Annotated in this window: 14 protein-coding genes and 3 pseudogenes; 6 read left to right on the top strand and 11 right to left on the bottom strand. The window is 64.7% G+C overall.

The features are described from left to right. The first annotated feature begins 114 nt into the window (after positions 1 to 114). Together hpf and ACH107_RS05565 are read left to right on the top strand one after the other, a co-directional pair. A complete protein-coding gene (hpf, locus tag ACH107_RS05570; protein WP_412504976.1) occupies positions 115 to 690 on the top strand; it encodes a ribosome hibernation-promoting factor, HPF/YfiA family in 576 nt (191 codons plus the stop codon). A gap of 36 nt (positions 691 to 726) precedes the next feature. Continuing rightward, positions 727 to 1,191 (top strand): PTS sugar transporter subunit IIA, encoded by a 465-nt coding sequence (locus ACH107_RS05565; RefSeq protein ID WP_310690016.1) that lies wholly within the window; start codon positions 727 to 729, stop codon positions 1,189 to 1,191. On the opposite strand, the gene ACH107_RS05560 is transcribed toward ACH107_RS05565, so the two are convergent. The 8 genes and pseudogenes from ACH107_RS05560 to cysQ all read right to left on the bottom strand — a co-directional run bounded on the left by ACH107_RS05560 (position 1,179) and on the right by cysQ (position 9,088). Next, positions 1,179 to 2,603 (bottom strand): sulfotransferase family 2 domain-containing protein, encoded by a 1,425-nt coding sequence (locus tag ACH107_RS05560; protein ID WP_310690017.1) that lies wholly within the window; start codon positions 2,601 to 2,603, stop codon positions 1,179 to 1,181. The genes ACH107_RS05565 and ACH107_RS05560 overlap by 13 nt on opposite strands. Positions 2,604 to 2,606: 3 nt before the next feature. Continuing rightward, positions 2,607 to 4,301: pseudogene (locus ACH107_RS05555) on the bottom strand (beta-1,6-N-acetylglucosaminyltransferase). Beyond that, positions 4,298 to 5,282: pseudogene (locus ACH107_RS05550) on the bottom strand (glycosyltransferase family 2 protein). The pseudogenes ACH107_RS05555 and ACH107_RS05550 overlap by 4 nt, the downstream one beginning before the upstream one ends. Before the next feature lie 145 nt (positions 5,283 to 5,427). Beyond that, on the bottom strand, positions 5,428 to 6,045 hold the full coding sequence (locus ACH107_RS05545) for a hypothetical protein (protein WP_412504996.1): 618 nt from the start codon (positions 6,043 to 6,045) through the stop codon (positions 5,428 to 5,430). Positions 6,046 to 6,073: 28 nt separating this feature from the next. After that, positions 6,074 to 6,400 (bottom strand): annotated as a pseudogene (locus tag ACH107_RS05540) (glycosyltransferase family 2 protein); the annotation flags it as partial. Between the two features lie 78 nt (positions 6,401 to 6,478). Further along, a complete protein-coding gene (gene galU, locus ACH107_RS05535; RefSeq protein ID WP_412504975.1) occupies positions 6,479 to 7,375 on the bottom strand; it encodes a UTP--glucose-1-phosphate uridylyltransferase GalU in 897 nt (298 codons plus the stop codon). Between the two features lie 115 nt (positions 7,376 to 7,490). Then, positions 7,491 to 8,291 carry a manno-octulosonate cytidylyltransferase gene (locus tag ACH107_RS05530; RefSeq protein WP_310690021.1) on the bottom strand — a complete coding sequence of 267 codons (801 nt, stop codon included), beginning with the start codon at positions 8,289 to 8,291 and terminating at the stop codon, positions 7,491 to 7,493. Further along, positions 8,291 to 9,088, bottom strand: a complete 798-nt coding sequence (gene cysQ, locus ACH107_RS05525) for a 3'(2'),5'-bisphosphate nucleotidase CysQ (protein WP_310690022.1) — start codon at positions 9,086 to 9,088, stop codon at positions 8,291 to 8,293. The genes ACH107_RS05530 and cysQ overlap by 1 nt, the downstream gene beginning before the upstream one ends. A 131-nt stretch (positions 9,089 to 9,219) precedes the next feature. On the opposite strand from cysQ, the gene ACH107_RS05520 reads away from it, so the two are divergent. Beyond that, the gene (locus ACH107_RS05520; protein WP_412504974.1) at positions 9,220 to 10,041 is read left to right on the top strand and encodes an ABC transporter permease; all 822 of its coding nucleotides are present in this window, start codon (positions 9,220 to 9,222) and stop codon (positions 10,039 to 10,041) included. A gap of 12 nt (positions 10,042 to 10,053) precedes the next feature. On the opposite strand, the gene ACH107_RS05515 is transcribed toward ACH107_RS05520, so the two are convergent. Next, complete coding sequence (locus ACH107_RS05515) at positions 10,054 to 10,689, bottom strand: alpha-ketoglutarate-dependent dioxygenase AlkB family protein (RefSeq protein WP_412504973.1); 636 nt, start codon at positions 10,687 to 10,689, stop codon at positions 10,054 to 10,056. Positions 10,690 to 10,844: 155 nt separating this feature from the next. On the opposite strand from ACH107_RS05515, the gene dnaK reads away from it, so the two are divergent. From dnaK to radC, 3 genes are all read left to right on the top strand, one after another. After that, positions 10,845 to 12,764, top strand: coding sequence for a molecular chaperone DnaK (gene dnaK / locus ACH107_RS05510; RefSeq protein ID WP_412504972.1), 1,920 nt, complete (start codon positions 10,845 to 10,847; stop codon positions 12,762 to 12,764). Positions 12,765 to 12,838: 74 nt separating this feature from the next. Then, complete coding sequence (gene dnaJ, locus ACH107_RS05505; RefSeq protein WP_310690025.1) at positions 12,839 to 13,996, top strand: molecular chaperone DnaJ; 1,158 nt, start codon at positions 12,839 to 12,841, stop codon at positions 13,994 to 13,996. A gap of 45 nt (positions 13,997 to 14,041) precedes the next feature. Further along, positions 14,042 to 14,833 carry a RadC family protein gene (radC, locus tag ACH107_RS05500; protein ID WP_412504971.1) on the top strand — a complete coding sequence of 264 codons (792 nt, stop codon included), beginning with the start codon at positions 14,042 to 14,044 and terminating at the stop codon, positions 14,831 to 14,833. Positions 14,834 to 14,947: 114 nt separating this feature from the next. Here the strand turns inward: radC and ACH107_RS05495 are convergent, their stop codons facing one another. Together ACH107_RS05495 and ACH107_RS05490 are read right to left on the bottom strand one after the other, a co-directional pair. Then, positions 14,948 to 15,979: a hypothetical protein gene (locus tag ACH107_RS05495; protein ID WP_412504970.1), complete on the bottom strand. Its 1,032-nt coding sequence runs from the start codon at positions 15,977 to 15,979 to the stop codon at positions 14,948 to 14,950. A 149-nt stretch (positions 15,980 to 16,128) separates the two neighbouring features. Further along, positions 16,129 to 16,339: SEC-C metal-binding domain-containing protein (locus ACH107_RS05490; protein WP_412504969.1), on the bottom strand; the 211-nt coding region annotated here is incomplete at its 5' end.

The following is a 16,339-nucleotide window of genomic DNA, read 5'->3' as shown; positions in this document are numbered from 1 at the left end:
CGACGGGTGCGCTCAGGCCGAGATCACGCTGCGTCATCCCTCACGACAGCATGACCTGAGGCCCCGCGCATATGCCTGCGCCACGCCTGCTGTCGCAACCTGGAAGGAGAAGACATGCGCTATCAGATCACCGGCAAACAGATTGATATCGGCGACGCCCTGCAAACCCACGTTCAGACGGAACTGGGAGAAATGTTCGAGAAGTATTCCGGCCGCCCTACCGATGCCAATGTGATCTTCTCCAAGAGCGGAAGCGCCTTCAACTGCGAGGCCGTGGTGCATCTTTCCACCGGTCTTACCACCCAGGCCAAGGGCCAGGCGCACGAGATCTACGCCGCCTTCGACGCAGCCCGAGACAAGATGGACAAACAACTCAGACGCTACAAGCGGCGACTGAAGGACCATCACAAGGAGCGCGCCACGCCGGTTGAACTTTCGCGGGCCGGTGCGTATATCCTCGCCTCGAACAGCGACTCGGAGGATGCCGGGCCGGACAACGTCAGCGCCATGATCGTGGCCGAGATGGAGACGCGAATCCCGGCCCTGTCCGTCGGAGAGGCGGTCATGCAGATGGAACTGTCGGATGCGCCGGTACAGGTGTTCCGCAACGAAGGACATGGCGGGGTCAACGTCGTTTACCGCCGCGACGATGGCAACATAGGCTGGATCGACCCGCGCAATTCGGGCTGATCCCTGCGCCGGTCGAAGACGGAAAGCGAGCGACAGATGCGAATCTCGGAAATTCTGCCTGCCGAGGGCACGAGGGTCATTGCGGCTGCCAGCAGCAAGAAGCAACTGTTCCGGTCCCTCGCCGAGATGGCCGAGGGCTGCTTCGAGGTTGACACCGCCTCCGTCGTCGATGCCCTACTGGACCGCGAAAGCCTTGGCCCCACCGGCGTGGGCCATGGCGTCGCCCTGCCGCACGCGCGGATGCCCGGCCTCGAGAGGGTCTGCGGGCTGTTCCTGCGCCTGAAGAAGCCGTTGGATTTCAACGCCGTCGACCGCCAGCCGGTTGACCTCGTCTTCGCGCTCTTTGCGCCTGAATCTGCCAGCGTCGAACACCTCAAGGCACTGGCGTTGGTCTCGCGGACCCTGCGGGACGAATCGGTTTGCTCAAAACTCCGTTCGAACGACGACCCGGCGACGCTCTTCACCATCCTGACCGAGCACGCGACCTCTCAGGCGGCGTAATCAGCAAAACCGAATCCGATGTAATCGCGCGCGTAGACAGCGCGCACGGCGGACTCGATCTCGGGATCGTAGATCTCTGACAGCCGCCCGGCGTGTGTATCGGTGGGCTGTTCGACCACCGGCATGGTCGCTTTGCCGACCTGCGCGGCCAGCCCGGCAAGGTCTTCCTCCAACCGGTCCTCGCGCAGAATCATATCCGCAAGGGTGACCCCCGCGAAACCCTGCAACACCGCCGTCTGGCTGGCCCAGAAGGCGTCGACCCGGACCGCGGTCTGACCGGCCAGGTTGGCCTTGAGAAACCGCAGGAACCCGAGAAAGGCCACGCGGTGGGACTGGGGGCTGTAGGCGGCGTCCGGGTCGCCCTTTGGCAGATCGAGTTTGAACTGCTGGCGCAGCACCTTGCGAATTTCCGAATAGCTGCCCGGCGCGGTAGACAGGATCTTGTCACAAAAGGCCGCGTGGGCCCGGGCAACCGGATGGCGCAGTACGGTAAAGCTCCGATGGCCCGGCCGCGCGCGCTTCCACTGGCGCAGGGTTTTCTGGGTGAAATCACCCTGTAGCGCGTCACGCCGGACATCGTCCAAACCCGCCATCCAGTCCAGGACGGCCTCTTGCGGGCCACCCTGGACGGGCAGGAACAGTAGGGGCGACTGCGCCGCCGCCACATGGCCGGGCACCACGGGACCGCGGCGGGGTTCGAAGTTCGGGGTGCGGTTCAGGTTGAACCGATCAAGCCGGGCCAGCGCCGCCTCCATCTGGTCGAAGTTGCGCACCTTGTCCGAAACCGGGGCCGGGTTCTGCTTTTTCAGGGTCCGATCCAGCGCCGCGAGCCGCGCCGGGCTACCCAGGAACCGCGCCATCCCGTTCATCACCTCCAGGTCCTGCAAGTCCTCGTAGGCCAGGTAGAACGCGGTTTGGCCACTCTTCTGCAAGCCGCCCAGCAGGCGCACCTGAAAGGCCTGCAAGGCCGAGACATGGGCCTCGAACTCAGCCGCGTCGAAGGCCACTTCGCTGGCACGGGCGTGCTTGACGTTGGTCAGCTTCCACTGGCCGGTGGCCTGCGCGATCTTGCGGCTGACGTAGCTGTCGACGGGATTGCGGGTCAGGACGATCTTGGCGCAGCGCGGATCGGCCAGGATTTCGTCGAGGACGCGTGGGTCGTGGTCATTGAAAAAACGAAACCCGTTGAGTCCCTTGGCGGCCTTGATGCACCCCAGCAGACGCTGGGGATCGGCGTCGCGGTCGGCGCGGGTCACGCCCAGCGTCTCCTCGCGGTTGGGATAGCTGATAAAAGCGGGATTGAAGGCCTCGCCGTGGCAGTGCAGGCCCTCCATCGCATTGATGTTCGCCTCAAGGAAATTGGACCCGGTCCGCATCTCTGCGAAGACCACGAAATAATCGAACTCAGTCATGTCTTACCTGACAAGATAGGGTTTGCGTTGCTGACCGCGCGGGTGCTGCGGGCCCGGGTCCGAGGGGAAATCGCCCATCATGTAGGGGTGCATGCCCTGGTTCTTGAGGTTCTGCAGGAACTGCGCGAACCCGGCCAGATCGACCATGCGCGGGGCCTCGGTCACCCCGCGCGGGGTTTGGGGGCTCATGTCGTCCAGCGTGGTCTGCAGGGCCTCAATCGGGCTTTCGACGAACTCGGCCAGGGTCCATATCCGCACCCGCGCCTTGGACCAGTACGCACGCAGCGCCGCAAGGTGCTCGGCCTCGATGCGCTGAAGCGCGGCCGCCTCGGCCCGGATCTCCGCGAAATTGCGATTGGACAGGAAAAGCGGGATCGCCCAGGCACCGGTGATCACGCTGATCTGCGCGTTGGGATCACGGGCCAGCTCCCCGGTGATCAGCTGGCTGTCGCGCGGGCCGAACTGGAAGCACTGGTGTTCGCCCCGTGTGTTCCAGATCAGGTTGGTCAGGAACATGCGCGCATTGTGGTCGCGCAGCCGCGGGTTGTTGCACAGCCCGCCGGCAAGGGTGCGCTGTCGTCCTTCGAACTGTACATCGTCGGTCGCGAAAAGATGTCAGTGCACGCGCGTGTCGGCGTTGCGGGCCAGCCAGGGTTCGAAATCCTCGAACAGCTCGGTGAAGCCCTCGAACACCGAATAGGGGGCCGCGGTAAAGCCGTTTTCGTGCCCTTCGCGCGGCAAGCGCGACTGCATGTACAGCCCCGCGCGCCCGCGCTTGCGGCGTTCGACCGCCTTTGAAAAGACACGGTCGATCTTGCCGGGGTTCGGTTCGGTTCCACGCATGGGGTTGGCCGATGTCAGGAAGGTGTCGTACAGCAGATCGGCCCGGGGCCATATCTTGCGCGCCACGAAACAGTCCGAGCGGCGCAACAACTGCAGGTGATCGTCGTAAAATATGTGCGGCTTGCCCTGGTAGTCGAACTTGGACAGCGTCAGCGACCGGCTTTCGACGTTTTGCGAATAAAGCCGCACGAGGGTCTGAAAATAGCTTTCGTCCGGGATCCAGACATGGCGGAAATAGCGGTCGTAGACGGGCCGATCCGGGTCCTCGAGGATCGCCGAAAGGGTTTGCCGCGTCAGGCACCACCATTGCGACCCCATGTGCGGGACGATCCCCTCGGGGATCTTGCGATGCAGCTTGAGCCGACGCTGGAAGTCGACAAAGCGGTCGAAGAGGAACCGCTGTCGGCGGAAAGAGAAAGGAAAGCACAGGGTGAAACGCTCTTCGTCCAGGCCACCGATCGTCCAGGGAACGTCGGCGGTGGTCGCGCTCTCGATGAAATCCGTGCGCGGCCGGGCGGCCAGGTAGTCCTGCAAATCCTCCACCGGGCGCAGCGGCAGGCAGGCCCCCGAGGCGAGGTAGACATGGCGCACCCGAGGAAAGTTGCGCAGAAGCTGTTCGGACGCCGCTTGCGCGGCCGCCACCAGGCCCCAGGTGCCCCATTCACACCGGTGGCGCTTGCTGAACTGGACATCCGGCAGATCGGCAAGCGACTGGACGAAGGCATCATAGGTCGACCGGTCGACGTTGCGGTCGACGTGGATCACCACCCGGCACCCTGCCGCCGACCAGTGGCGGATCACCTGCCCGGCGCGATCCAGCGCCGTGTGCACCAGCATGCCAACGCCGAGGTTCATGCCCAGTTCCCCTTGGACATCAGGCCCAGGATTTCCAGCTGCCGCCAGTTGATGTATTTCTCGGACCACGTGCACCACAGTTCGGGATGCTCGGCCAGCTCCTCGGCATAGGCCTTGTATTCATGGCTGTTGGCGTAGTGCTGACCGCGCTGCAACTCCTCCCGCGCCTTGTGGGTGAAGACATCGAGGAACTTCGCGTGCAACAGAACGCCCGAGGCCTTTTCTCCGCCCCATTCGTCGTAGACCAGGTTCAACCCGCGCGGCAGCAGCATATGGGTGGAGCTGACATAGGCATAACGCCTGTCCCACTTGACCAGCGGCGTCTTGTTGAGCGCGGGTGCGCGCCGCGGGTTTTCGGTGAAGGCCGTCCGCGCGTGGGCCGCCCTGGATCCAGAGATTGTAGTAGAGGTGGTTCTTGGACATGGTGTAATTGCCCGCATCGAACCACGGTGCGATCTCCAGCGGGTCCTGCCCGCGCTGGTAGGGCACCGCGTCGATCCGACCCTTGGGATACATGTCCAGCAGCATGGCCGAGAATGACCGGATTTCCGACGCCTCTAGCCAGTCCGTCAACGACCGGATCGGACGGGTGTCGCAAAAGGGGAAGACAAAGAACTCGTCCGGGTCCACCACCAGCGTCCAGTGGCCGTGGCCATACTTGCGTTGCAGGTAGTTCAGCCAATCCACCCCGCAGAGCGCACGGCGATAGCTTGCCTTTGTCGTCCAGAGCGAGACATCGGGCTGCGCGGCCAGGTATTGGCGACCGCCATCGTCGCTATCGTTGTCGACAATGATGAAGTGATCGACGCCAAGCTCTCGGTAGTATTGCAGAAAGTAAGGAAGCCGGATGTCCTCGTTGCGCAGGGTCGAGAATACGATAATGTCCTTCGAACCGATCCGATCGGTCCGGTCGCGCACGACACGCAGTTCACGCGACTTGCGCCGGGCGCGCAGGTGGGCGGCCTTGCGCTTCCATCGCAGCCGATATGATTGCCAAAGGCCCAAGTGTCACCTTTCTCCCTGCGCCGGGACCGGCGCTGCACATCCAGTGCCGCCCCAGCGGTATGGCACATTCAACGGCATCGGTGGTTTCCAGTCATTAAACAATTCCGTGGTTCAGGCAAGATCAGCGCCAGTCGCCGGCAGTCATCAACCCAAGGGATTCAAGCTGTTGCGGCCCCTGATAGCGCGCCGCGTCCGGATGCCAAAGGTCCACCCCCGCGATCAGGCTCTCGTGATAGGCGGTGTAGAAGTCGGCATTTTCGAAATGCTGGCGCCGGTGCAGCTCCTCGGCCGATTTCGCGGCGATGTCGGGCAGGAACTTGCTGTGCAGCAGAACACCGGTCGGCCGACCGGGCGCGAACACGCGGTTGAGGTGCATCGACAAGGCCTGGTGGGTCGAGGTGATATAGGCAAAACTCCGGCGCCACTTGATGAGCGGGGTCTTGGACAGCATCGGCGCGCGATCGGGCTGATCGGTGAAGAAGACCCTGTCGCGTGGCCCCCCCTGGATCCAGAGGTTGTCGAAGACCGCGTGCCGTCGCGCGCGGTAGCCCCGCGGGTCGAACCAGGGCAGATGGTCGCGCGGGTCGTCCCCGGGCGCGAAGGTTCCCGCGGTCACGGGGCCCTTGGGAAACAGATCCAGCATCAGCGCGCCGAAGGCCCGGCGTCCCGTGGCATCGAGGTGGGCGGTAAGCTGCCGCAGGTCGCGCCCCCCCGGGCAGGACCAGCAGCTCGTCGGCATCCAGCGTAAGGCACCACTTGCCATGTCCGAAGCGGAACTGCAGGCAGGTCAGCCAGTCGACGCCGAAGCGCGCCTGCTTGTAGCTGCCCCCGGCCCGCCAGAACGAGACATCAGCCTGCCCGCGCAGGAATTCCTGCGTGCCGTCGTCGCTGTCATTGTCCACGATCAGGAAGTGCCCGACCCCGAGCGCGCGGTTGTGATCCAGAAAATGCGGCAAGCGCGCCCGTTCATTGCGCAGGGTCGAAAAGGCCAGGATCGGCGCGGCCTCGATGCGCGCGGAATCGACGCGAAGCCGCTGCAACTGGTGGCGGAACCGCCAGGCCCGCAGCAGGAGGCGGCGGCGCTTCCAGCGCATCCGGTAGGCAAAGACCGGCGACCGCGGGGCGACGCGAGGCGACGCCGCATCCATCTGCGCGAAAATGGACATGGCGGCTTACTGGGCCGCCTGGCGCATCGACATCAGTTCTTGCAGGTAGTCGCCGAATTCCTCGCCCAGGTCGTCGCGGGCCAGGCCGAAGGCCACGGTCGCCTGCAAGAACCCGACCTTGGAGCCGCAATCGAAACGATGGCCCTGGAACCTGTAGCCGAACACCTCGCGACCCTCGTCGATCTCGGCAGCGATGGCGTCAGTCAGCTGGATCTCCCCGCCCGAGCCCGTCTTGATCCGGCTGAGATTGCGCATGATGTCCGGGGTCAGGATGTAACGCCCAATCACCGCCAGGTTCGAGGGGGCCTCGTCGGCGGCGGGTTTCTCGACCATGCCGTTGACCGAGACGGTCGGCCCCTTCTCATCCTTGACGTCCAGAATGCCGTAGGACGCGGTCTTGTCGCGCGGCACCTCCATGGCAGCCACCATGCTGCCGCCGGTCTCGGCATGGGCCTCGACCATCTGTTGCAGGCAGGGCGTCTTGGCCGCGATCACGTCGTCGGGCAGTATCACCGCGAAGGGCTCGTCGCCGATCAGCCGCCGCGCGCACCAGACAGCGTGGCCCAGGCCCAACGCCTTGTACTGACGGATATAGGCGATCGCCCCGCTGTCCATGTCAGTGGACTTGAGGGTGTCGAGAAGCGCGTCCTTTCCCGACTTGCGCAGCATGTTCTCAAGCTCGGGGGCGTGGTCGAAATAATCCTCCAGCGCGGACTTGCCGCGCGAGGTGACAAAGATGAACTCCGTAATGCCGGCCGCGCGCGCCTCGTCAATGGCATACTGGATAAGCGGCCGATCCACGAGGGTCATGATTTCCTTGGGAACCGACTTGGTCGCCGGCAGGAACCTTGTCCCCTTCCCGGCCACCGGAAAAATCGCTTTGGTTACGCGTTTTTTCGTCATTGTGTACCTCTTAACGTCAACGCCGGGTCCAAACCCCTGCGCCCCTTGCATTCATATCATTCATAAAAAGCATGACCCCGGCACGGTCTCAAAGGGGAAACCGCCGAGTTCCGGGTCACGGGTGATTCATGTCTACCATCATTTCTTCGATTCGCTGCACGTCCTCCGGGTTGTTCAGCTCCCAGAACTGGCGCCCACGCGCCGTGACCTCGACACAGAGCATCGGCACACCATGTTCGATAAATCGCAATTGTTCCAGGCCTTCCAGAGCTTCCAGCGCGCCGAGGGGCCAGCGGCCATAGGCCGCCAGGGCCGCGGGCCGATAGGCGTAGACGCCGACATGGTGAAAGACGGGCGTCTCCGCATCGTCGGCATGGGGGCCGGGCGTGAAGGGGATGACCTCCTTGGAGAAATAGAGCGCGCTGTGATTGGTGCCGAAGACCGCCGTTGTCCCGCCCACCCGGCCCTGACGGCGATCGTCGAGAAGTGCATTCAGCGCCCGGCCATCGCAACGCAGCACCGGCGTGGCGACCTCGGCCACCGGGTGATCGGCCAGGGCCTCGACCAGATCCTCGACGAACCAGGCCGGTGTCAACGGCGCATCGCCCTGAAGGTTGACGACGATATCGTAACCGCCGCCGAGCGCGGCCAGGGCCTCGGCGCAACGCTCGGTGCCGTTGCGGCAGGTGTCCGAGGTCATCACGACCTCGGCGCCGAACCCCCGCGCCGCGTCGCGGATGCGGGTGTCATCCGTGGCCACGACCACGCGATCAACCCCCGAGACGGCGCCCGCGGCCTCCCAGGAGCGCTGGATCAGGGTTTTCGCCACGCCGCCAGCCCCCGTCAACGCGACAAGCGGCTTGCCCGGGTAGCGGGTCGAGGCGTAGCGCGCCGGGATGACAACGAGAACAGACATCAGGCCGGTTTCAGCCCGACGCCGGGGGCATGGGCGATGAAGAAGGGGTTGGCGAAACCCGCCTTTCCATAGCGCAACGGCTGATGATCGTCGAAGCGTACCACCTCGCCGCCGGCCCCGGTCAGCACGGCATGGCCGGCGGCTGTGTCCCATTCCATGGTCCGGCCGAAGCGAGGGTAAAGATCGGCCTCGCCGGTCGCGACAAGGCAGAACTTGAGCGAAGATCCCGCGCTGGTGCTGTCCTTGATGGCGTATTTCGCGATATAGTCCTCGGTCGCCTTGTCGCGGTGCGACTTCGAGGCCACGACCATGAGCGCGGCATTGTCCGGCGTTCCGACACGGATCGGCCGCGTCTCGCCGGGGGCCGCCTTGTCGAAGGGGCCGGTCTCCTCGAGGGCCGTTCCACCGGCGTCGGTATAGAACAGGCGGCCCTTGGCAGGGGCATAGACCACGCCGCGCACCGGGCTGCCGTCCAGCACATAGGCGATGTTCACCGTGAAATCGCCGCGTCGGTGGATGAATTCCTTGGTGCCATCCAGCGGGTCCACGATCAGGAAGGTCGATGCCGACAGGTCGTGCGACTCGGCCTGTTCCTCGGTCACAAGCGCCAAATCGGGAAAGGCGGCGCGCAGCCCGGCCGCGATATGCGCGTCCGCGGCCTCGTCCGCCGCTGTCACGGGGCTGTCGTCGCTCTTGGTGCGCACCTCGAAGTCCGGGGCGTTGTAGATCTCCATGATCAGGTCACCCGCCTCCAGCGCCAGCCGGCGCACCACAGGTATGAGGGTCTCGAAATCCAATTTATCGCTCCCGGCTCGCACCCCGGGGTGCGACACGTTGATAATCGTCTCGGGCGGTCCTATAATAAAGGAAAAGAAAATTGCAAGATTTCCCTACAATTCTTGCTGCGCAACAACGCAGGCCGGCCACGATGTTCGAGACACGCAGAGCACAGTCAAGGTCGCGCGGGGCGCTGGACATGATGGAGTTGATCTATCACTCCATCGTCCGCGACATCCGCAAGCAGCACAGGTACGCCGTGATCGGCCTGCTCATCAACATCATGCAGACGGTGGTTCTGGCCCTCGTCTTCTATGTCATATTCTCGATCCTGGGCCTTAGGGGCTCGGCGATCCGGGGCGATTTCATGCTTTACATCATGTCCGGGATCATTCTGTTCATGACCCACATCAAGGCCGTCGGTGCCGTAATGGGGTCCGAGGGTCCGGCCTCGGCGATGATGAAACACGCGCCCATGAACACGATTGTGGCGATCTCGGCCTCGGCGCTGAGTTCGCTCTACATTCAGGTGCTGTCCGTGGCGGTCGTTCTCTATATCTATCACGCGGCATTCACGCCGATCACCATCGAAGATCCGGTCGGTGCCATGGGGATGCTGTTGCTGGCCTGGTTTTCGGGCTGTGCAGCGGGCATGGTCTTTCTGGGCCTCAAGCCGTCGCTGCCCGATTTCGTCGCCGTCGTCGCGCAATTGTACAGACGCGCGCAGATGATCGCCAGCGGCAAGATGTTCGTGGCCAACGCCCTGCCCGCCTCGATGCGGGCGCTGTTCGACTGGAACCCGCTCTATCACACCATCGACCAGGCGCGGGGGTTCGCCTTTATCAATTACAATCCGATGTTTTCGTCCATTTCCTACGCGCTGACGGTCAGCGTTGTGCTGGTAATGATCGGGTTGATGCTGGAATTCTATGCCCGCCGGAATGTTTCGCTCAGCCACGAGGCGACACGATAGCCCCTGTGCCGGTCAGGTGACCACGCGCAGCGTCAGGTTGATGCGCCCCCCGTCCTTGAGCAGCGCGGAACTGCCGTCCTTGACCCGGTCGATCCCGTGATAGAGCAGCCGCGCCGCGCCCCCCATGCGCAGCACGTCGCCCGAGCGCAGCCAGACGCTCTCGGTCTTGCCGCCCCGGGTGGTGTTGCCGATCCGGAACAGCGCCTCGTCGCCCAGCGAGATCGACAGCACCGGCTGGGCGAAGTCGGCTTCGTCCCGATCCTGGTGCATCCCCATGCGGGCCCCCGGCGGGTAGTAGTTCACAAGACAGCATTCCGGCGCCCGGTCGCTGCCCGACAGCGCTTCCCAGGCTGCGAGGACCGAGGGCGGGATCGGCGGCCAGTCCATGCCGCCGGGATGGCGCCGCTCATAGCGATAGCCTGCCTTGTCGGTGACCCAGCCGAAGCGGCCCGCCGCGGTCATGCGCACGCTCATGGTCTTGCCCGAGGGCGTGACCGGCGTGAAGAGCGGGGCCTGCGCGGCCACCGCGCGAATCTCGGCCAGCATCATCTTCTGATCCTCGGGCGACAGCCAGGATTGCCAGAGATCGACCCCGCGCAAGCACAGCGTCGGCGCAAGACCCTGACCGGATTCCTCGAATTTGCTCATTCCATTGCCTTTCCCCTGCTTGCAGGCCTCTTTGACCCTACCTATATACGCCGTGATCCGGAGCGGGGATGACCCCGCTTCACCAGAAACCATGAGGCCAGGGTGCCACAACGGGCCCGGGCCGCTCAAACCGCCTGAAGGAAGGGATTTGTAAAATGGCCAAAGTCATCGGAATTGACCTAGGAACCACGAACTCCTGCGTTGCCATCATGGATGGCAGCCAATCCCGCGTTGTCGAGAACGCGGAAGGGGCGCGCACCACGCCCTCGATCGTTGCCTTCACGGACGACGAGCGCCTTGTCGGCCAGCCGGCCAAGCGCCAGGCCGTCACCAACCCCGAAAACACCATTTTCGGCGTCAAGCGCCTGATCGGCCGTCGCCTGGACGACAGCGACCTGGCCAAGGACAACAAGAACATGCCGTTCTCGGTCGTCGACGGCGGCAACGGCGACGCCTGGGTCGAAGCCAAGGGCGACAAGTACAGCCCCAGCCAGGTGTCCGCCTTCATCCTGCAGAAGATGAAGGAAACCGCCGAAAGCTACCTTGGCGAAGAGGTGGACCAAGCCGTCATCACCGTGCCCGCCTATTTCAACGACGCCCAGCGCCAGGCCACCAAGGACGCGGGCAAGATCGCGGGCCTCGAAGTGCTGCGCATCATCAACGAACCGACCGCCGCCGCGCTGGCCTATGGCCTCGACAAGAAAGAGACCAAGACCATCGCGGTCTATGACCTCGGCGGCGGCACCTTCGACGTGACCACCCTGGAAATCGACGACGGCCTCTTCGAGGTGAAGTCCACCAACGGGGATACCTTTCTGGGCGGTGAAGACTTCGACATGCGGATCGTCAATTACCTGGCCGACGAGTTCAAGAAAGAGCACGGCGTCGACCTGACCAAGGACAAGATGGCGCTGCAGCGCCTTAAGGAGGCCGCGGAGAAGGCCAAGATCGAGTTGTCCAGCGCGTCGCAGACCGAGGTGAACCAGCCGTTCATCTCGATGGGGGCTGACGGCTCGCCGCTGCACATGGTCATGAAGCTGACCCGCGCCAAGCTGGAAAGCCTGGTCAGTGATCTGGTCACGGCGTCGATCAAGCCCTGCAAGGCCGCGCTCAAGGACGCGGGCCTGTCGACCGACGACATCGACGAGATCGTCCTGGTCGGCGGTCAGACCCGCATGCCCAAGGTCTTTGACGAGGTCACCAAGTTCTTCGGCAAGGAACCCCACAAGGGCGTGAACCCCGACGAGGTCGTCGCCATGGGCGCCGCCATCCAGGCCGGTGTGCTTCAGGGCGATGTCAAGGACGTGGTGCTGCTGGACGTCACGCCACTGTCGCTGGGTATCGAGACGCTGGGCGGTGTCTTCACGCGCCTGATCGACCGCAACACGACCATCCCGACGAAGAAGAGCCAGGTGTTCTCGACCGCGGAGGACAACCAGAACGCCGTGACCATCCGCGTGTTCCAGGGCGAACGCGAAATGGCCAGCGACAACAAGCTGTTGGGCCAGTTCAACCTCGAGGACATCCCGCCGGCGCCGCGCGGCATGCCGCAGATCGAGGTGACCTTCGACATCGACGCCAACGGCGTGGTCAATGTCTCGGCCAAGGACAAGGGCACCGGCAAGGATCAGAAGATCACGATCCAGGCGTCGGGCGGTCTGTCGGAGGACGACATCGAACAGATGGTCAAGGATGCCGAGGAGAACGCCGAGGCCGACAAGCAACGCAAGGACCTGGTCGAGGCTCGCAACCAGGCCGAAAGCCTGATCCATTCGACCGAGAAGTCGATGGAGGACCACGGCGACAAGGTCGACCCGTCCACCATCGAGGCGATCGAGCTGGCGATCTCGGCGCTCAAGGAAAACCTGGAGGGCGAGGACCCGGAGAAAATCCGCTCGGGCATCCAGAACGTGACCGAAGCGGCCATGAAGCTGGGTGAGGCGATCTACAAGGCCCAAGGCGAAGAGTCCGGCGACGCCGACCCCGAGACCCCGCAGGACGGGGTGGGCGAAGCCGACGAGGACATCGTCGACGCCGACTTCGAAGACCTCGACGACGACAACAAGCGCGCCTGAGGGAAATCACGCTCCGAGGCTGGCCCGCACATCGTGGCGGGCCGGCCTTTTGCGACCCATAGGGGGGAACGCGAATGTCCAAACGTGACTATTACGAGATTCTCGGGGTCTCCAAGGGCGCCGATGCTGACGATATCAAGAAGGCCTATCGCAAGAAGGCCAAGGAACTGCACCCGGACCGGAACACCGACAACCCCGACGCCGAGCAACAGTTCAAGGAAGCCGGCGAGGCCTACGAGGTTCTCAAGGACCCGGAGAAGAAAGCGGCCTACGATCGCTTCGGCCACGCCGCCTTCGAGGGCGGCATGGGCGGCGGTGGCGGCGGTCGTCCCGGTGGCGGTTTCCAGGGCCAGGGCGATTTCGCCAGCGCCTTCTCGGATGTCTTCGACGACCTCTTCGGAGATTTCATGGGCGGCCGCGGCCCCGGCGGCGGACGTTCGCGCGCGGCGCGCGGAAGCGACCTGCGCTACAACATGCGCGTCACCCTCGAAGAGGCCTATACCGGCACGCAGAAGACGATCACCATTCCGACCTCGGTGCACTGCGGCAGCTGCGACGGATCCGGTGCCGAGGGCGGCAGCGAACCGGTGACCTGCCCAACCTGTTCGGGCATGGGAAAAGTCCGCGCGCAGCAGGGCTTTTTCACCGTCGAACGGACCTGCCCGACCTGCAACGGCATGGGCCAGACGATCAAGAACCCCTGCAAGACCTGCCACGGCGCGGGCCGCGTCGAGACCGAAAAGCAGCTTGCCGTCAACGTGCCGCCGGGCGTCGAGACCGGTACCCGCATCCGCCACGCCGGCGAGGGCGAGGCCGGCATGCGCGGCGGGCCGTCCGGCGATCTCTATGTCTTCATCGACGTGATTGAGCACGACCTGTTCGAACGCGACGGCAACCACCTTTTCTGCCGGGTGCCGGTTTCGGTGACCACGGCGGCCCTGGGCGGGGACATCGAGGTGCCCACCATCGACGGTGGCCGCAGCCGCGTGAAGATCCCGGCGGGCAGCCAGTCGGGCCGTCAGATGCGCCTGCGCTCAAAGGGAATGCCCAGCCTGCGCGGGGGCGGGGCCGGCGACATGTTCATCGAACTGTCCGTCGAAACCCCGGTGAACCTCACCGCGCGGCAAAAGGAACTGCTGCGGGAATTCGAGAAACAGGCCGAGGACAACAACCCCAACAGCTCGAATTTCTTCAAGTCGGTGAAGAATTTCTGGGAATCCATGAAGGGGTAAGGGGCCTTAACGCTTCGGTAAGGGAATCGCCGCAAACCTGACGGTATGTCGGACCAACGCGCCTTTTCCGAAGCCCCCCTGGCCGGCCTGCAGCCCGACCTGCTGTCCGGGGACGAAGAGGTGAAGGCACGCCCACACGCGCCCCGCGGCCCAGGCGGGCGTCCCCCTTCTTACCTGGCCGATCACCGCAAGCGCCTGCGCGACAGGTTCCGGACCGGTGGCGCGGCCGCCATGCCCGATTACGAACTCCTGGAACTGGCCCTGTTCCGCGCCATTCCGCGGCAGGATGTCAAACCCCTGGCCCGGCGCCTGATAGAGACCTTCGGCGACGTGAACGGCGTGCTCTCGGCCCCGGTCGCCCGCCTGGAGGCTGTTGCGGGCGTTGGCCCCGCCGTAGCGACCGAGTTGAAGATCGTCGAGGCGCTGGCCCACCGCATGGCCCGCGCCAAGGTCCTGCAACGCCACGTCATCAGCAGCCGGGACGCGGTGCTGGATTACTGCCACACGGTCATGGCGCATCGCGACACCGAGCAGTTCCGTATCCTGTTCCTTGACCGCAAGAACATCCTCATCGCCGACGAGGCCCAAGGTCAGGGCACCGTCGATCATGTGCCCGTCTACCCGCGCGAGGTTGTCAAGCGGGCGCTGGAATTGAACGCCTCGGCGCTGATCCTGGTGTACAACCATCCATCGGGCGACCCGACCCCTTCGGAGGCCGATATCGACATGACCCGCCAGATACATGAGGCCGCGGGCGCGCTCGCCATCGCCCTGCACGACCACCTAGTGATCGGCCGGTCGCGCGAGTTGAGCTTTCGCGCCGAGGGACTTTTGTAGCATTGCGCCGCGCATTCGCGTGACCAATCACCGGCTCCACGGTCGGCCGGTCCGCCAGAGACAAAAAATCGGCGTCCCCCACGCCCGGCGCGACCCTGCGGGCCTCTCACCCGATCATCGCGCTGCGAGCTTCAGATCCTCGAACATGCCTTGCAGGTGGAGAAAATCACCGGCGGCCTCGCACCCCGGAACCCGCAGGGTCATGTCCTGCGCCTCGGTCGTGCCATCCGGACGGATCTGGATGCTCTGGGCGGCCAGCTTGGCACCACAGTTCCCGGCGGTGATCCCGGCCTCGGCAACCAGCGCGATATCGCCACGGTCATGCTGGCCCGACGGGAAGGTATAGACCTCTGCCATGTGCGGAGATTCGTCGGCGGCAGCATCCCCAAGCCGCATCAGGACCCCCCCCTCGCCGGTGATCGCACGGGCCGCGTCAGCGGTGTTGCCACGATAGATGTGGCCCGCCTCACCGAAACCCGCGCCAAATTCATAAGCACTCAGCATCACGTCAGCGGCACCACGCCACTGCAGCACTGCCCGGTCGTAGCGGCCGGTATCGGGAACGCGCACCGTGCCGACGGCGGACGCGCCATCGGGAAAGGCGGCGACGAAGACCGCCGTGGGCGCAAGCGCCGGAACGTCCAGCGTTACAGCACCTTGCGCGTCGGCACGGGCGCTGACCCGCAGCCCCTGGTGGTGCAGGATGAGTGGTGACCCGGCGTGGCACGGGGCCGAGATCCACAGGGAAACAATCGCCGCATCCTCGGGTGTGCCTGCCACGCTGACCGGGCACGCCTCGCTGTTGATTTCGGCGTCTTTGGCGGGGACACCAGGCCGCTTGGGCGGCATGTCCGTTTCGATCGCGGCCAGGCGGACCGGAGCACCGGGCATTGTGGGCCGCTGGCCCGTGTCCGGCAATGCCGGTTTCGGACCACTACCGGCCCGCTCCGTCGTGGCGGCCGTGAGGGCAGGATTCATGCGCATGACAGCAGACTGAGCCGCGGGCGCCAAGGCCTGCGTGATGCCCTCAGCACCAGCACGCGCGGTCCCATCGGGAGCGTCCAGGCCGAACCGGCTGGCCAGGGCATCGCCGTTCTGCATGACGAAGCCGATGCCCAGCGCCACACTGAACGTGCCGACGATCATGGCGATATGTCTGATGCGGGACATTATCCCTAGGCCCCCTTCCCACGGTCACGTTAGGAAGGAGGCTGACCCGCCCCCGTGACCTCACAATGGCCCAACCGCGGCGTCTTGGCGTCGGAAATGCGGCAGCATCGTGCCCGGGGCTAGCCTCAGCCCAGACGCCCGTGGCAGTGTTTGAACTTCTTGCCCGACCCGCAGGGACAGGGTTCGTTCCGGCCGGGATTGCCCCAGGTGGTGGGGTCGTTCTCGTCAAAGCCCTCGCGCAGGGCGGCCCCGGCCGCGGCGGGCGGGGGCCCCGCCCCCGGCGGGGCGGTTTTATCGGGCGCGGCGGCCTTATGAAGCTGGTTCTGTTTCGCTTTC

The sequence above is a fragment of the Roseovarius halophilus (ex Wu et al. 2025) genome (assembly GCF_047086965.1).
This window is presented reverse-complemented; position numbering and strand designations above follow the sequence as displayed.